15 protein-coding genes are annotated in these 16,569 nt (G+C 61.4%); 10 read left to right on the top strand and 5 right to left on the bottom strand.

The features are described 5' to 3' along the window. Nucleotides 1-105: 105 nt before the first annotated feature. Nucleotides 106-1,656, bottom strand: a complete 1,551-nt coding sequence (dnaA, locus tag GGD46_RS18260; RefSeq protein WP_184706430.1) for a chromosomal replication initiator protein DnaA — start codon at nt 1,654-1,656, stop codon at nt 106-108. Here dnaA and GGD46_RS18255 point away from each other — a divergent pair. Then, a complete protein-coding gene (locus GGD46_RS18255; protein WP_184706428.1) occupies nt 1,645-2,019 on the top strand; it encodes a hypothetical protein in 375 nt (124 codons plus the stop codon). The genes dnaA and GGD46_RS18255 overlap by 12 nt on opposite strands. A gap of 507 nt (nt 2,020-2,526) precedes the next feature. Here the strand turns inward: GGD46_RS18255 and rpsT are convergent. The 3 genes from rpsT to mutM form a co-directional block, all read right to left on the bottom strand. Next, entirely contained in the window at nt 2,527-2,802 is a 276-nt protein-coding gene (rpsT, locus tag GGD46_RS18250) for a 30S ribosomal protein S20 (protein WP_184706426.1), read from the bottom strand. 304 nt (nt 2,803-3,106) lie between these two features. Then, nucleotides 3,107-3,880 (bottom strand): enoyl-CoA hydratase, encoded by a 774-nt coding sequence (locus GGD46_RS18245; RefSeq protein ID WP_184706424.1) that lies wholly within the window; start codon nt 3,878-3,880, stop codon nt 3,107-3,109. 52 nt (nt 3,881-3,932) lie between these two features. Further along, entirely contained in the window at nt 3,933-4,823 is an 891-nt protein-coding gene (gene mutM, locus GGD46_RS18240; protein ID WP_184706422.1) for a bifunctional DNA-formamidopyrimidine glycosylase/DNA-(apurinic or apyrimidinic site) lyase, read from the bottom strand. A gap of 247 nt (nt 4,824-5,070) precedes the next feature. On the opposite strand from mutM, the gene ubiE reads away from it, so the two are divergent. The 9 genes from ubiE (at nt 5,071) to GGD46_RS18195 (ending at nt 16,153) form a co-directional block, all read left to right on the top strand. Further along, nucleotides 5,071-5,847: a bifunctional demethylmenaquinone methyltransferase/2-methoxy-6-polyprenyl-1,4-benzoquinol methylase UbiE gene (gene ubiE, locus GGD46_RS18235; RefSeq protein WP_184706420.1), complete on the top strand. Its 777-nt coding sequence runs from the start codon at nt 5,071-5,073 to the stop codon at nt 5,845-5,847. 62 nt (nt 5,848-5,909) lie between these two features. After that, the gene (gene ubiB, locus GGD46_RS18230; protein ID WP_184706418.1) at nt 5,910-7,484 is read left to right on the top strand and encodes a 2-polyprenylphenol 6-hydroxylase; all 1,575 of its coding nucleotides are present in this window, start codon (nt 5,910-5,912) and stop codon (nt 7,482-7,484) included. 338 nt (nt 7,485-7,822) lie between these two features. After that, nucleotides 7,823-9,406: an aromatic amino acid lyase gene (locus GGD46_RS18225; RefSeq protein WP_184706416.1), complete on the top strand. Its 1,584-nt coding sequence runs from the start codon at nt 7,823-7,825 to the stop codon at nt 9,404-9,406. Between the two features lie 27 nt (nt 9,407-9,433). Further along, nucleotides 9,434-10,816 (top strand): dihydroorotase, encoded by a 1,383-nt coding sequence (locus tag GGD46_RS18220; RefSeq protein WP_184706414.1) that lies wholly within the window; start codon nt 9,434-9,436, stop codon nt 10,814-10,816. Continuing rightward, nucleotides 10,816-12,090, top strand: a complete 1,275-nt coding sequence (locus GGD46_RS18215; RefSeq protein ID WP_184706412.1) for a Zn-dependent hydrolase — start codon at nt 10,816-10,818, stop codon at nt 12,088-12,090. The genes GGD46_RS18220 and GGD46_RS18215 overlap by 1 nt, the downstream gene beginning before the upstream one ends. A 3-nt stretch (nt 12,091-12,093) precedes the next feature. Then, on the top strand, nt 12,094-13,215 hold the full coding sequence (locus GGD46_RS18210) for a DUF917 family protein (protein WP_184706410.1): 1,122 nt from the start codon (nt 12,094-12,096) through the stop codon (nt 13,213-13,215). A gap of 110 nt (nt 13,216-13,325) precedes the next feature. Further along, nucleotides 13,326-13,655, top strand: a complete 330-nt coding sequence (locus tag GGD46_RS18205; RefSeq protein ID WP_184706408.1) for a TfoX/Sxy family protein — start codon at nt 13,326-13,328, stop codon at nt 13,653-13,655. A 42-nt stretch (nt 13,656-13,697) separates the two neighbouring features. Next, nucleotides 13,698-15,359, top strand: a complete 1,662-nt coding sequence (locus GGD46_RS18200; protein WP_184706406.1) for a urocanate hydratase — start codon at nt 13,698-13,700, stop codon at nt 15,357-15,359. Nucleotides 15,360-15,484: 125 nt separating this feature from the next. Next, complete coding sequence (locus GGD46_RS18195; RefSeq protein ID WP_184706404.1) at nt 15,485-16,153, top strand: spermidine synthase; 669 nt, start codon at nt 15,485-15,487, stop codon at nt 16,151-16,153. A gap of 8 nt (nt 16,154-16,161) precedes the next feature. Here the strand turns inward: GGD46_RS18195 and GGD46_RS18190 are convergent, their stop codons facing one another. Next, nucleotides 16,162-16,566 carry a GFA family protein gene (locus GGD46_RS18190; protein ID WP_184706402.1) on the bottom strand — a complete coding sequence of 135 codons (405 nt, stop codon included), beginning with the start codon at nt 16,564-16,566 and terminating at the stop codon, nt 16,162-16,164. Nucleotides 16,567-16,569 lie beyond the last annotated feature (3 nt).

The following is a 16,569-nucleotide window of genomic DNA, read 5'->3' as shown; positions in this document are numbered from 1 at the left end:
GGCGCAGGGTGAACTGCGGCGTCTTCGCATAGCCGGCTAATAGCATAAAAGAAACGGCCGGCTTTTGAGCCGGCCGTAAACATGATGAAATGCCGATCGCGAAGCTTACTCGTTGATAAGGCGCTTCAGCAGCTCGATCTCATGCGACAGCTTGCTGTCGCCGGCAATCAGTTCCTCGATCTTGCGCACGGCGTGCAGCACGGTCGTATGGTCGCGGCCACCGAAGCGACGGCCGATCTCCGGGAAGGAACGCGGCGTCAGGGTCTTCGACAGATACATGGCGATCTGGCGCGGCTTGACGATGACGCGCGTGCGGCGGTTGGAAACCAGCTCCTGACGCGAGACGTTGTAGTGGCGTGCGACGATGCGCTGGATGTCTTCGATACGGACGCGGCGCGGCTCACCGGAGCCGACCAGATGCGCAAGCAGTTCGTCAACGCGTTCGACCGTCAGGTTCGGCTCGAACGAGCGACGGAAGATGAGCTGGTTGAAGGCGCCTTCCAGTTCGCGGCCGCTTGCAGTGACATTGCGAGCGACGTGGGATAGAAGCTCGGCCGGGATTTCCAGCGACGGATCGTCCTGACGGGCGGCATCCAGGCGGCGCTTGAGGATCTCGAGGCGCATTTCATAGTCCGGCGCCTCGACTTCGATCGCGACACCGCCCTGCAGACGCGAACGGACACGCGGATCGAGCGATTCCAGCTCCCAGGGAGCACGGTCGGCAGCAACGACGACCTGCTTGGCGCTGTCGAGCAGCATGTTCAGCAGATGGCAGAATTCGTGCTGGATCATCTTGCCCTGCAGGAACTGCATGTCGTCGATGATGAGCAGATCGATGTTGCGCAGCGAGTCCTTCAGCGTCAGCGCATCGTTGTCGCGGATCGCGGTTGCGAAGCGCCACATGAAGTATTCGGCGGTCAGATAGACCACGCGCAGGCCGCGCGGGTTCTGAACGGCCGCATTGGCAATCGCCTGCAGCAGGTGCGTCTTGCCGAGACCGACCGTCGCATGAACGAAGAGCGGGTTGAAGCGCACGGCGCCGGAACCGGCCTCTGCGATGGTCTTTGCGGCAGCAAGGCTGACGCGGTTCGAGCCGCCTTCGACGAAGGTATCAAAGGTGAACCGAGAGTCGAGCGGAGAGCCGAACAGCGGCGAACCCGATGTCGACGGCCGGGCAGCAGCAGCAGCACTCACAGCCTGCGCAACGGCCTGGCCAGCCGGCTGGGCAACCGCACGGCGGATCGGCGCGACGGCAGCCTGATCCGGCACCACGGCCTGTTCCTCAGCCGAAGGCTTCGCGCCCTGACGAGCCGCGGTGCGCACCAGAATTTCGACCTTCAAAATCTCCGCATCTTCAGCCTGAAAGAGGCCGGTGATCAGCTCGAGATAGCGATTGTTGATCCACGACTTCAGAAAGGTCGTCGGAACGGTAAGGCGAACGACGCTCTTGGAGACCGAGTGAAGCTTCAGCCGGGCAAACCAGCTAGCATAGACATCCGGGCCAACCTGAGCCTTCAAGCGCGCGCTGACGCGCTCGAACAAAACATTTTGCGCCACGTCTCCCTTTTCCCCCGCCGCATCCAGGCAAACAGCGCCGAACGCCGGTGCATTGTCCCCATTTTCCAACGCACCCGCCGTTCTCGTATGTATCTGCATTATAATGCCGCCTTCCACAGTCTCTTATGGGGCAAGGCAGCAAAGCGCCATCGCCCCTGGGTCTTCGCCAAGGCATGGTGGTCGCGCTCGTTGTCCAAGCAGCGCCGCATACCGGTTCATCAGCCGAGCCCAGCCAATGGGCTATACATCACCACTGTGGCGAAACCGAGCTTCAATGCGGCCTTCGTCCTGGTGTCTGTAGATGGAGCATCAGTCGGTCCTCGTATTCCGACCGGCTACCCCAACGGCTGTCAACTTTTCTCCCCTCCCCGCAGCCACGTCATCGACCGGCCGCAAAGGACAGACAAGCTACCTCATTCCGCAAGCGTTGCCGCTTCCGGCTTTAACTCGTCAACTGTTTGAAAAAACGGAACTGAACCGCTCCGTCACAAGAGACAAAACCACCCACGCCGCCATTAGTGACGGTGTTCGCAAAAGCCGTTTAAGGTGAGATCCGCGCCCCTTGTTGAAATGCATTTAGGCAGGATCGACGGCAGATATCAACGATGAATTTTACACAAAATTAAGAGGCAGCCATTGACTCTGGAGGTCAATTTTGACTGTCACAAGCCCTTCAAAAAAGAATCGCTGTTGAATCAAAGAGATTCCCGTTCGGCGCGATTCTTGTGGCTTTCAAAACAAAAAAAATAAAAAATCCCTTGACTCACTTGTGAGCCGGCAACGCGTCACGCAGATCACGCAGCGCTGAGACATCCTGCCATAACCCTTTGTTTTCAAAGGTATATTTCTGTCACGCCACTGACATGATCAGCTAGTCGATTTTGGCATTGCGGCATTTTTTTGGCTGAATCCAAAAAGCCCGGCACAAGGGCCGGGCTTAAGTGTAACGACGAAATCGTTAAGAGAATGTTAGGCGGTCGGTGCCGACAGAGCCTTCACACGCTTAGCAAGACGCGAAACCTTGCGGGAAGCGGTGTTGGCGTGAAGCACGCCCTTGGTAGCTGCGCGGGCCAGTTCTGGCTGAGCAGCGATGAATGCTGCCTTTGCGCGATCCGCATCACCCGATGCGATGGCTTCTTCGACCTGGCGAACGAAAGTGCGAACGCGCGAGCGACGAGCCTTGTTGACTTCAGTGCGGCGGGCGATCTTGCGGGTCGCTTTTTTCGCCGAGGTAGTATTGGCCATGTATGCCTCTCTTAGAATTCGAACATAACTCCATCGTTGCAGCGCGGGCCCTGCGGCCACTTCATCCAGCAATGCGGGAGCAATTGCGGAAAACCAGAGCGGCTTTCCAAACTGTGGCGGGCATATAACCGGAATGAGCCGCGGCGTCAACGCGGATTCTCGCCAAACCCGCGTAATTCCGGAATCCAGACATTAGGCCTTGATGATTTCAGGTCGAAACGACCTAAAATCTGAATCCGGCCTAACATCAAAGAAATGAGCACGATGTCGTCCGAAAACCGCTTACACTTTTCGGCGTCGTGCTCTACCTGTTCTTGAAGACCGGCTTGCGCTTCTCGACAAAAGCGGCCATGCCCTCTTTCTGGTCTTCCGTGGCAAAGAGGCTATGGAACAGGCGGCGCTCGAAACGCAAGCCTTCCTCAAGCGTGGTTTCCTGAGCGCGATTGACCGCTTCCTTGGCCATGAGCACGGAGGTGCGGGAATAGGATGCAATCTTGGCAGCTGCCGTCAGGGCTTCGTCCAGCAGCTTGTCTGCGGGCACGACACGCGCCACCAAGCCTGCGCGCTCGGCTTCTGCCGCATCCATCATCCGTCCCGTCAATACCAGATCCATTGCCTTCGCGCCGCCGACGGCGCGCGTCAACCGCTGCGAGCCGCCCATGCCGGGAATGACGCCGAGCGTGATTTCGGGCTGGCCGAATTTCGCCGTCTCGGAAGCGATGATGAAATCGCACATCATGGCGAGCTCGCAGCCGCCGCCGAGCGCAAAACCGCTGACTGCGGCAATGACCGGCTTGCGCGCCTTGGCGATCTCGTCCCAACCGCTGAAGAAATCGTTCTTATAGGCCTCGACGAAATCGAGCGCCTGCATTTCCTTGATATCGGCGCCAGCGGCAAAAGCCTTTTCCGAACCCGTGAGCACAATCGCGCCGATGGCATCATCGGCGTGAAAGGCCGCATAGGCCTGCTTCAACTCGGTGAGCACCGTGGAATTCAGCGCGTTCAGCGCCTGCGGCCGATTGAGCCGGATGAGGCCGACCGCCCCATGAGTTTCGACGATGAGGGTTTCGTAAGCCATTTCTCTCTCCCGTTAATCGGCTTTGGCCCTTTGAACAGCTGTGGCCCTTCAATCAGCTTTGGCAGGCGGCACAATAGAAAGAAGAGCGCCCCGCCTGGACGATACGACCGACCGTACCGCCGCAACCCGGCGTGCTGCAAGGCTGCGCCTCGCGATCGTAGACGGAAAACGAATGCTGGAAATAGCCGAGCGAGCCGTCGGTCTGGATATGATCACGCAGCGACGAGCCGCCTGCCGCGATCGCATCGGCAATGACCTCACGAATGGCGACGACCAGCTTCTGCAGCGCCTCGCTCGGCTTGCCGCTATCGGTGACCAGCGTGCCGGCAGCGCGCAGCGGCGACAGATGCGAGCGCCACAACGCCTCGCAGACATATATATTGCCGAGGCCCGCGATGTTCTTCTGGTCCAGCAGCGCGCTCTTCAGCGGCTGCGCCTTGTCCGCGAAACGCTCGGCCAGGTAATCGGCGCTCAACTCGTTTCCTGTGGGTTCCGGGCCGAGATCCCGAAAGAAGGGATGGCTCGCGATCTCGGATCGCCTGACGATGTCCATGAAGCCGAAGCGGCGCGGGTCATTGTAGATCACGCGCGCATCCTTGCCGACGCCCGCCAGATGGAAGACGACGTGATCGTGCTTCTCGTCCTTCGAACGCGGATGATGAAAATCCCCCGGCGTCTCCGCCAATGCATCGGCTTCTACCCGGAACGAACCGGACATGCCGAGATGCGAGACAATGGTCATGCCGTCATCAAGGTCGATCAGCAGATATTTGGCGCGGCGGGACAGCGACGTGATGCCGCGCCCTGAAACGACCCGTGCGAAATCTGCAGGGAACGGAAAGCGCAAATCCTTGCGGCGCAGCTCCAGCTCCTTCAGAACGGCGCCTTCCATGGAAGGCGCGAGGCCCCGTCTGACGGTTTCGACCTCTGGTAATTCCGGCATGGCTATCCATCTTTATGTTTCAACCGCTTATGATCTGAGCTATAGCCCAGGGGCATTGCGGCTGGTGATCTGGCTGATGAGATAGCGTGGCAAACGCGATTTCGCTATGGTCCGCCGCTGAATACTGCGTAATTCCTTGGATCGGGTTCGATTTGGGGATGAAATTATGCAGCAAATTTAAAGTGGTACGGCGACCTCAGCGCGGCACAAATGACGCGCGGCGCCGTAGCGTAACGGAGTTGAGCCGATGGCAGACAGCCGCACCTCCGCCGATGGCGGCATGGAAACATCCTATGGCTTCCGCGAAGTGGCCGATGGCGAAAAGCAGGGCCTCGTCAACGAGGTGTTCCATAAGGTTGCCAAGCGCTACGACGTGATGAACGACGTCATGTCCATGGGCATGCACCGCGCCTGGAAAGACGCGATGATATCAGCGCTCAATCCGCGCAAGGAAGCAGGCTACAGGGTGCTCGACGTTGCCGGCGGCACGGGCGATATCGCCTTCCGCATCGTCGAGGCTTCCAATCGGCTGGCACACGCCACCGTGCTCGATATCAACGGCTCGATGCTCGGCGTAGGCGCCGAGCGTGCCGAGAAGAAGAAGCTCTCGGACAATCTCACTTTCGTCGAGGCCAATGCCGAAGAGCTGCCCTTCGAGCCGAACTCCTTCGACGCCTATACGATCGCTTTCGGCATCCGCAACGTGCCGCATATCGATGTCGCGCTGAAGGAAGCCTATCGCGTACTGAAGCGCGGCGGCCGGCTGCTCGTGCTCGAATTCTCCGAAGTCGATCTGCCGCTGCTCGATCGCGTTTACGACGCATGGTCCTTCAACGCCATTCCGAAATTCGGCAAGGCGATAACAGGCGACGCCGAACCCTATCAGTATCTGGTGGAATCGATCCGCAAGTTCCCGAACCAGCAGGATTTCGCGACGATGATCCGCGAGGCCGGCTTCTCGCGCGTGAACTTCACCAATTACACCGGCGGCATCGCCGCGCTGCACTCCGGCTGGAAGCTCTGAAGCATGATGTCCAGTCACCCGATGCGGCTTATGGCCTCCACGTTCCGAGACCTTGAGACGCTATGAGTGCTTTCAGCGCATATTTCGGCCTTGTCCGGGTCGGCTGGGTACTCGTGCGCGAAGGCGTGGTGATTGCCCTCCCCTCCGAAGGATTGCCCCCTTCCGTCAGCTTCGCGAAGTCTTTCGTCAGCATTTTCGCCCGCAGGAAGGCCAAGAGCCAAGCGCGCAGCGACCGGCTCGCCAAGGCCGTCGAACGGCTTGGGCCATCCTATGTGAAGATCGGCCAGTTCCTGGCAACACGGCCTGATGTGGTCGGCGTCGACATGGCCAACGATCTGTCGCAGTTACAGGACCGAATGGCCTTCTTCCCGCATGGGACCGCTACTGCCGCCATCGAGGCTTCACTCGGCCGGCGGATCGACGATCTCTACGCCAGCTTCGGCGAGCCGATCGCCGCCGCTTCGATAGCGCAGGTGCATCCCGCGGAAGTCGAGACGGCCGAGGGCCGCAAGCGTGTCGCCGTCAAGGTGGTTCGCCCAGGCGTTCGCCAGCGTTTCGTCAACGATATCAAGGCAATGTATCTCGTTGCCGGGCTGCAGGAGCGCTTCATGCCCTCCAGCCGGCGTCTTCGTCCGGTGGAAGTGACCAAGACGCTCGAGCAGACGACGAAAGTCGAGATGGATTTGCGGCTTGAAGCGGCGGCCCTCTCCGAAATTGCCGAGAATACCGAGAAGGATCCGGGCTTCCGCGTGCCGAAGGTCGACTGGGAGCGCACCGGCCGCGACGTCATCACCATGGAGTGGATCGACGGCGTCAAGATGTCCGACGTCGAGGGGCTGAAGGCTGCCGGACACGATCTCAATGTGCTTGCCGATACGTTGATCCAGTCATTCCTTCGCCATACGCTGCGCGACGGCTTTTTCCATGCGGACATGCACCCCGGCAACCTCTTTGTCGATGCCGCGGGCATGATCGTCGCCGTCGACATGGGCATCGTCGGGCGGCTGGGAAAGAAGGAACGCCGTTTCCTCGCCGAAATTCTCTACGGTTTCATCACGCGTGATTATCTTCGCGTCGCAGAAGTGCATTTCGAAGCGGGCTACGTCCCTTCCCATCATAATATGGAGAGCTTCGCCCAGGCGATCCGCGCCATCGGCGAGCCGATCCATGGCCAGCCAGCCGAGACGATCTCGATGGGCAAGCTTCTGACGCTGCTCTTCGAAGTGACCGAACTCTTCGATATGGAGACGCGACCCGAGCTCGTCATGCTGCAGAAGACCATGGTCGTGGTCGAGGGTGTGTCGCGCATGCTCAATCCGCGCTTCAACATGTGGAAGGCTTCGGAACCGGTGGTCGGCGACTGGATTCGCACCAATCTCGGACCGAAGCGGATCATGACTGACCTGAAGGACGGCCTGAAGGCAGCCGTGAAGCTGGCCGAAGCGGCACCCGAGATTGCCGCCAAGACCGAGAAGTTCCACCACGAACTGCTGCATATGAGCGAAAACGGCCTGCGCTTCGACCCGCAGACAGCAGAGGCGATCGGCAAGGCCGAGGCCAAGCACAGCCGTTCCGGCCGCCTCGCGCTGTGGGTGATCGCGCTGACGCTTCTCTACATCGCCTGGCACCTGAGCTGATCGACGCGGCTCGCGACCGCATAAGCCGAGGCGACAAGAGCTGATGCGGTCTCGCAAGGTCGGCCTAGCCTGCCTTTTATCTCCCCGAAGCTATATACCCGAGCAAACACAGAGTTGCGCGGCGGGCCGACTGGTCTCAAAATTCAGCCGCATGCCAGCTATCGGGCGCAATTCCGCGAAAAATGCATAGCGGCTTTTCGTCCGGAATTGCGCAACGGCGAAAGGATTGAGCGGTTTCGCGTTTCGAAGAAAAGCGGAAAGGCGCTAGTGTTCGCTATTTGGGATATCCCATTAGCGATAAGGCTCGCATAGCCTTGCGGAAAAGGAGAACAAAAGACATGGAGCGTCAGAGAGCCGCCATCGAACTCACCGGGCAGCCCTTGGGGTTCAGCGACCTGGTTCGGATCGGCGCAGGTGTCGCCCTGCCTTCGGCATCGGAAAACGGCATGGCGCGGGTGCGGCTGGCGCGCAACGTTCTCGAAAAAGCCATTCACTCGGGCATGCCGGTCTACGGCTCTACGACCGGCGTCGGCGCCATGAAGGATGTCGAATGGTCGACCGACGATCTCGACGCCTTCAATCTCGGCCTCGTGCGCGCCCATCATTTCGGCACCGGCTCACCCTTTTCCATGTCGGTCGTGCGCAACGCCATGGCTATCCGCGTCAATACCGCCCTGACGGGGCAGGTCGGCTGCTCCCAAGAGCTGATCGACGCCTATCTGCAACTGCTCAGCGCCGATGTCATCCCTGTGGTACGCCGCACCGGCTCCATTGGCTGCGCCGATATCGGCCTGATGGGTCAGATCGGTGCGGTTCTGACCGGCGTGGGTGAAGCCGTCTATCGTGGCCGCCGCATGCAGGCGGCCGATGCTTTCAGCGCCGCCGGCATCGATGCCGTGAAAATGCTGCCGCGCGACAGCCTGGCCTCGCTCAGCGTCAACGCCGTGAGCTTCGCCGCTGCGGCCGAAACCACCCGCAATGCCGCCGCCTCGATCCGAGTGCTGCTTGCGACCGGCATGATGGCGGCCGGCGCTCTCGGCACCTCGCGCGATCCCTGGATCTCGGTACGCCATGTCGGCACTCCTCGCGAAGCGTTGATCGGCGCGTGGCTCTGCAACGCCTCGGACGAATGGCCCTGGCCGGTGGCAACCCATGTGCAGGACCCGCTGAGCCTGCGCATGATCGCCCAGGTCTTCGGCGCCGTCATCGAAAACCTGCTGACAGCCGGTCACAAGATCCTTGCCGCGACCGGCCGCTCCGACGACAACCCGGTCATCGTCGACGGACGTGTCATGACATCAGGCGGTTCTCTTCCACTCGATGTCACCATTCTGCTTGAGGGCGCGCTCATCTGCATGGCGCATGCCGCCCGCAATTCTTTCAATCGCTGCGTCCTGCTCGGCAACGGCCAGCGACGCGGCCTGCCAGTCAATCTTGTGCCGGAAGGCAGGATCGCCACCGGCTTCGGCCCGATCATCAAGCTGGCCGGCGAGATCTTCTCGCGCGTGCTCTCAATGTCCAACCCGGTCTCTGCACAATCGCTGGTGGTTGCGGCTGGCATGGAAGACGAAGCCGCATTCCTGCCGCTGGTCATCGAGCGCTTCGAGCGACAGATGCGTGCGCTCAAGCGCCTCGCGGCGCTGGAAGCCCTGTTGTCGGCACAGGCAATGGACATTCTCGGCGACAAGCCGGAGGGCGTGGCGCGCATGCTCTATGACGTCGTGCGCAAGCATGCGGATTTCTATGTCGTCGACCGCCCTCTTTCGGCCGAAGTCGAGGCAATCGAAGAGGAACTCGCATCCGAGGCCTTCATCTCGGAAATGATCGCCCACAAGCCGATCGTTGCCTATGATGATTTCTTCGCGCTCGGCTCGCTGGAGCGGGTCGAGGAGCGGCTTTATCGCGACACCGTCGCCATCTGAACCAACCGAAAAGCGGAGAAAATGCACATGGCCGATTTCGATCTTGTCCTGCAAGGCACCGTGGTTTTGCCCGAGCGCATCGTGGAAGCGGGCTATGTCGCCGTGCGTGACGGCAAGATCGCCGAAATCGGCATCGGTGTGCCGCCAGCGGCCCGCGAGCGGCATCTGCTTGGCAAGGCGCTGATCCTGCCCGGCGCGATCGATGCGCAGGTGCATTCGCTCTCGCAGAAGGATCAGGAAGACTTTATCTGGTCGACACGCTCGGCAGCAGCCGGTGGCGTCACCACCATCGTCGACATGCCCTATGACGAGGGCAATCTCGTCTGCTCGGCTCAATCCCTCAAGAAGAAGATCGACCATGCCTCTCCACAGGCGCGCGTCGATTTCGCCCTCTACGGCACGATCGACCCGGAAGAAGGTCCGGCGCGCATCGCCGAAATGGTCGAAGCCGGCGTTGCCGCCTTCAAATTCTCGACCTTCGGCACCGATCCCAAGCGTTTCCCGCGCATCCCGCCTGCCCTGCTCGATGCCTGCTTTGCCGCTATTGCGCCGACGGGCCTCACCGCCGGCGTCCATAACGAGGATGACGAAGCGGTCCGCGCCTATATGGAGCAGGTGAAGGCAAGCGGCGTTACCGACTATCGCGCTCACGGCCTGTCCCGCCCGCCGATATCAGAGCTTCTCGCCATGCACACGATCTTCGAGACGGGCGCCGACACCGGCTGCCCGGCCCACGTCGTGCATTGCTCGCTCGGCCGTGGCTACGACATCGCCCGCGCCTATCGCCGCGACGGCTTCGAGGCGACCGTGGAATGCTGCATTCACTACCTGACGCTCGACGAGGAAAACGATGTTCGGCGTCTCGGCGGCAAGGCGAAAATTAATCCGCCGATCCGCCCGCGCGCCGAAGTGGAAACCTTGTGGCGCAAGGTGGCGGAAGGCAATGTCTGGCTCGTCTCGACCGACCACGTCAGCTGGTCGGAAAACCGCAAAACCAATCCGGACATGCTGGCGAACGCTTCCGGCGTGCCGGGACTGGAGGTCATGGTGCCGCTCTTCGTCAAAGGTGCGCTTGAACGCGGCGTGCCGCTGACCTGGGCGGCGAAACTGATGGCGGAAAACCCGGCCAAGCACTTCCGCCTCGATCACATCAAGGGTGCGCTGACGCCGGGCAAGGACGCCGATATCGTCGTGCTGGAGCCGCGCGAAATGGTTTATGACGCAGCCGCGAGCGGCAACAACGTCGTCGGCTGGAGCCCTTACAATGGCATTCGCCTGCCCTGGACTGTGTCGGCCGCCTATCTTAGAGGCAAGCAGATCACCGAGGGACAGAAGGTGCTGGCCGAGCCCGGCTCAGGCAGCTTCGTGCGCCCCTTGCCTCGCCAAATCATTGCCGGAGATGCAGCCTGATGACACACCCCAAGCACCACAACCTGCCCGTAAACGCCGATCGCATCGCCGAGGATATCGACGCGCTGGCCGGCATCACCGATCCCGGCCATCCCTGGACGCGCCGTGCCTTCTCGCCGCTCTTCCTCGAAGGGCGTGCCTATATCGAGGCGCGGATGAAGGCCGCCGGCCTCACGACGCGCATCGACGCCGCCGGCAATCTGATCGGCCGGCGCACAGGCGCAAAGCCGGGCCTCGGCACGATCCTTGTCGGTTCGCATTCCGACACCGTTCCCGATGGCGGCCGCTTCGACGGCATCGCCGGTACGATTGCGGCGCTTGAAGTCGCACGCTCCTTGAAGGATCGCGGTATCGAACTCGACCATGATCTGGAGATCGTCGATTTCCTCGCCGAAGAAGTCAGCATCTTCGGCGTTTCTTGCATCGGCAGCCGCGGTATGACCGGGCAGATCCCGGAGGCGTGGCTTTCCCGTGTAAGCGGCGACCGCACGCTGTCGCAGGGCATTGCCGAAGTCGGTGGCGATCCCTCCGTGCTGCTCTCCCAGAAGCGGCCGGATCTTGCCGGCTTCCTGGAACTGCATATCGAGCAGGGTCCGGTGCTGGAAGCCGAGAACAAGGATATCGGCATCGTCACCGCGATCGCTGGCATCACCCGCATCGAAATCATCGTGGAAGGCCGCGCCGACCATGCCGGCACGACGCCGATGGATCGCCGCGCGGATGCGCTGGTGGCCGCTTCACAGCTGGTCCTCGATATTCGGCAACGCGCTGCCGAGCAGGCAAAGACGCCGGGCCATTTCGCTGCCACCGTCGGCGAATTCCGCATCGAGCCAAATGCCGCCAACGTCGTGCCCTCGAAGGTGGTGTTGCTGATCGACGGCCGCGCCGAAATCCGCAGCGACATGGAAGATTTTCTGGCCTGGATCGATGGTGAAGTGAAGACCATTGCCGCCGATCATGGCGTGACGATCAACCCGCCGGTGCGCGTCTCCGACAACATGCCGACGCCGGGCGCGCCGGTACTGCTCGAAACGCTCGAGCGCGCCTGCGAGACTGTCGGTGCCAAGCATCGTCGCATGGCCTCCGGTGCCGGCCACGACACGGCCTGGATCGCCAAGGTCGCGCCTGCCGCCATGATCTTCGTGCCCTGCAAGGAGGGCCGCAGCCATTGCGCCGAGGAGTGGGCCGAGAATGACGACATCGCCATGGGCGCCGCCGTGCTCTTCGAAGCGGTGCGCGACATGGACAAGAACCTCAAACAGAACCGGGAGTAGCCAATGGGACGCGTACTCGTTGCCAAGGATGTGGAAGCGGCCGTCAAGGGCGGCTCCGTTTACGCCGCAGGCGGTGGCGGCTGGGCCGATCACGGCCGCATGCTCGGCTATGCGGCCGTCAATGTCGGCAAGCCGGAGCTGGTCTCGATCGACGAGCTCAACGACAACGACTGGATCGCGACAGCCGCCGCCATCGGCGCGCCGGCCTCCACGCCCCCCTGGGAAATGCAGGGCATCGACTACGTGAAAGCAGCCCAGCTGCTGCAGGATGAGCTTGGCGAAAAGCTTTCCGGCCTGATCATCGGCCAGAACGGCAAGTCCTCGACGTTGAACGGCTGGCTGCCATCGGCGATCCTCGGAACGAAGGTGGTGGACGCGGTGGGCGACATCCGCGCCCATCCGACGGGTGATATGGGCTCGATCGGCATGGCCGGTTCGCCCGAGCAGATGATTCAGACCGCCGTCGGCGGCAACCGCGCCGAGAACCGCTATATCGAACTGGTCGTGAAGGGCGCGACGGCGAAGATCTCGCCGATCCTGCGCGCAGCCTCCGACCAGTCCGGCGGCTTCATCGCCTCCTGCCGCAATCCCTTGCGCACTTCTTATGTCCGCACCCACGCGGCGCTCGGCGGCATCTCCATGGCGCTTTCGCTCGGTGAAGCGATCATCGAGGCGGAAAAGAAGGGCGGGAGCGCCGTCATCGACGCCATCTGCAAGACGACTGGCGGTCATATCCTGGCCGAAGGCACGATCACGAAGAAGAACGTCGTCTACACGAAGGAAGCCTTCGACATCGGCACCGTCACGGTCGGCAGCGGCGACAAGGCCGTCATCATGCATGTCATGAACGAGTACATGGCTGTCGAAGATACCGGCGGCAAGCGTCTCGCGACCTTCCCCTCCGTCATATCAACGCTGTCTCCGGAAGGCGAACCCTTGAGCGTCGGCCAGCTGCATGAGGGCATGAACGTCTTCATCCTGCATGTGCCGATGGACATCATTCCGCTGTCCGCCAGCGTGCTCGACCCCACAGTCTATCCTTCCGTCGAGAAGGCCATGGGGATCGAGATCGCGAAATACGTACTAGAGTCGGATGATTTTAGGTCTGTTCGACCTAAAATCTGAATCCGCTCTAGAGACAAAGAAGTAGAGCGTGATGTCGTCCGAAAACCGCCTACACTTTTCGGCATCACGCTCTGGCCGGCAAGAAAGGCTGAAAAGCGCGGGAGGCGCAGATGGCGCGTGACGCAGGTCTCGAAGAATTGCTGAGAGAAGAGCTCGGACCACGGCCCGGGCTTAGCGAAAAAGGAATGTTCGGCGGCTGGGCCTTTCTGCTCAACGGCCATCTGCTGTGTGGCGCGCGCGAAGACGGGATGCTGATCCGCCTCGGCAAGGGCAACGATAGCTGGGCGGTTCAACAGCACGACGTCAACCGCATGCAGATGGGCGGCCGGACAATGCAGGGCTGGATGCGCGCCGGGCCGGAAGCTTATGGCAACGACATGCTGCGCAAGCGGCTGCTTTTGGCCGCGCTGGACTTCGTCGAAGGCCTGCCGCCGAAGTAGCTGGCAGCCGACACAAAAGATCATATCAGGGAAGGGAATTCCATGCCGAAAGCCAATCCACGTCATCCGAAATTCCCGATTCCGGGCGGCCCGGAGCTGCGCGCCAAGGGCTGGCGGCAGGAGGCATTGCTGCGCCTGCTCGAAAATGTGCTGTCGGTCGGCGAAGATCCCGACAATCTCGTCGTCTATGCCGCTCTCGGCAAGGCAGCGCGTAACTGGGCGGCACACAAGGGGATCGTCAAGGCGCTCACCGAAATGGATGAGAACCAGACCCTGCTCATTCAATCCGGCAAGCCGATCGGCCTCATTCGCACGCATGACAAGGCGCCGCTCGTCATCATGGCGAATTGCAACATCGTCGGGCAGTGGGCGAAGGCCGAGGTGTTCTACGAGCTGCAGCGCAAGGGGCTGATCTGCTGGGGCGGGCTGACGGCAGGCGCCTGGCAATATATCGGCAGCCAGGGCGTGATCCAGGGCACCTACGAAATCTTCATGCGCATCGCCGAGCGTCGCTTCGGTGGCGATCTCTTCGGCCGTTTCGTTCTGACCGCCGGCCTCGGCGGCATGGGCGGCGCGCAGCCGCTCGCCGGCCGCATGGCGGGTGCCGCGATCCTCTGCGTCGATATCGATGCGGAGCGTGCCAGGAAGCGCCAGGAAATCGGCTATCTGCAGGAGATCGCGCCGGACCTCGATTCCGCGCTGGCGATGATCGACGCCGCCGTCAAGGAGAAGCGGGCGCTTTCCGTCGGTCTCGTCGGCAATGCGGCTGAGATCTATCCGGAGATCGCGCGGCGCGGCATCGTGCCCGATATCGTCACCGACCAGACCTCGGCGCACGATCTCGTCTATGGCTACGTGCCGAAGGGCATGAGCCTCGCCCAGGTCAAAGACCTGCGCGACGATGGCCAGGGCCAGTTGATGGCGGCAAGCCGCGCCTCGATCGTCGAGCATGTTAAGGCCATGCTGGATTTCCAGAAAAAGGGCTCCGAAGTCTTCGACAACGGCAACCTTATCCGCACCCAGGCGAAGGAAGGCGGCGTGGCGAACGCCTTCGATATTCCGATCTTCACCGAGGCCTATCTACGGCCGCTCTTCTGCCGTGCCATCGGGCCGTTCCGCTGGATGGCGCTCTCCGGCGAAGAAAGCGATATCGCCCGCATCGACGATCTGCTGCTGGAAATGCTCCCGGACAACAAGATCATCACCAACTGGATCAGGCTTGCCCGCCAGCATGTACCCTTCGAAGGCCTTCCGGCGCGCATCGCCTGGCTCGGCCATGGCGAGCGCACGGCGCTTGCCCGCCGCGTCAACGAGCTTGTGGCAAGCGGCGAGCTGAAGGGTCCGATCGCCTTCTCGCGCGACCATCTCGATGCCGGCGCCATGGCGCATCCGAACATCATGACCGAAGGCATGAAGGACGGCTCGGACGCCATTGCCGACTGGCCGCTGATCGACGCCATGATGCTCTGCTCGTCGATGGCAGATCTCGTCGTCGTTCATTCCGGCGGCGGCGGCTATGCCGGCTACATGACAAGCTGCGGCGTCACAGTTGTCGCCGACGGCACGGCTGCAGCCGATGAACGGCTGGACCATGCGCTGACCAACGACACCGCGCTCGGCGTCATGCGTTATGCCGATGCCGGCTATGAGGAGGCGCTGGACGAAGTTGCGAAAAAGGATGTGCCCTATATCCGTTTGGGATAGGCGCGTCTGTTCTTACCGGCGTCTAGAGATTATGGTCCCGGGCAGTTCGAAACGACCTGTCTATACGCAATTCCGGACGGAAAACAGCTACACACTTTTCCTGGAATTGTTTTGGAGAATTGCCCGTGATCCCCTGGACCCTGCTCGACACTGCGAAAATCCCCGGTGGCGGCGAGCTACGCCTGAAGCAGCGCGGCCAGGAATTTTCCATCATGCTCGGCACCAACGAGCTGATGAACAGCCGCCTGAGCGGCTCCGAGCGCGCGCTTGCCACGCTTTCATGCGAAAAGATCAAGAGCCGGAAGACGCCTCATATGCTGATCGGCGGCCTGGGCATGGGCTTTACCTTGCGCGCGGCTCTCGGTGAACTCGGTGCGGACGCGAAGGTCACGGTCGCGGAGTTGGTGCCGGCTGTTGTGACCTGGGCACGCGGGCCGATGGCGGCGATCTTCGACGGCTGCCTCGACGATCCGCGCGTGGCCATTCACAAGGGCGACGTGCGTCCACTCATCCGTGCCCGCAAGGCGGCCTTCGATGCCATCCTGCTCGATGTCGATAATGGTCCCGATGGCATTACGTCAGAGGCCAATGACGGGCTCTACGACTATCAGGGCCTCAAGGCAGCGCGCGATGCGCTGCGCTCCGGCGGCGTGCTCGCGGTCTGGTCTTCGGGACCTGACGAGCGTTTTACAAAGCGCCTGCGTGACAGCGGCTTTACCGCCGAGGTGGTCAATACGCGCGCCAATGGCAAGACGGGCGCGCGGCACGTGATCTGGCTCGCCACCAAGGGCTAAGCCTCGCGTTAAAGATAACGCGTTTCCTCCGGCGCCCGATCGAAGCGATCATCGCGACCATCGAAATATCCCACGGGAAGCGAGGCAAGTTCGTCGTCGGTGGTATCGTCCAAGCAGCTGATGCTGATCGCATAGAACTTGCCGCCGAGTGCGGGATTTTCACCCTGGTTGAAAGAGCTGATGCCGCAAGTCTTGCAGAAGAGATGATGCAAGATGCGCGGCCCGAACTGATATTCTCCGATATTGCCTTCACCCGAGGTCAGACGGAAATCGGCAGGCGTGGCGACAGTCAGCCAATTGCGCTTCTTCTTGCAGATCGAACAATTGCATTTGAAGGTGCCTGCCTGCAGATCGAGATCGGCTTCGTAAGCGACGGCGCCGCAATGGCAGCTTCCATGATAGGTTTTCTTCATCAC

This window comes from Martinezella lusitana (assembly GCF_014207095.1).
GTDB classification, from domain to species: Bacteria; Pseudomonadota; Alphaproteobacteria; order Rhizobiales; family Rhizobiaceae; genus Rhizobium; species Rhizobium lusitanum_B.
This window is presented reverse-complemented; position numbering and strand designations above follow the sequence as displayed.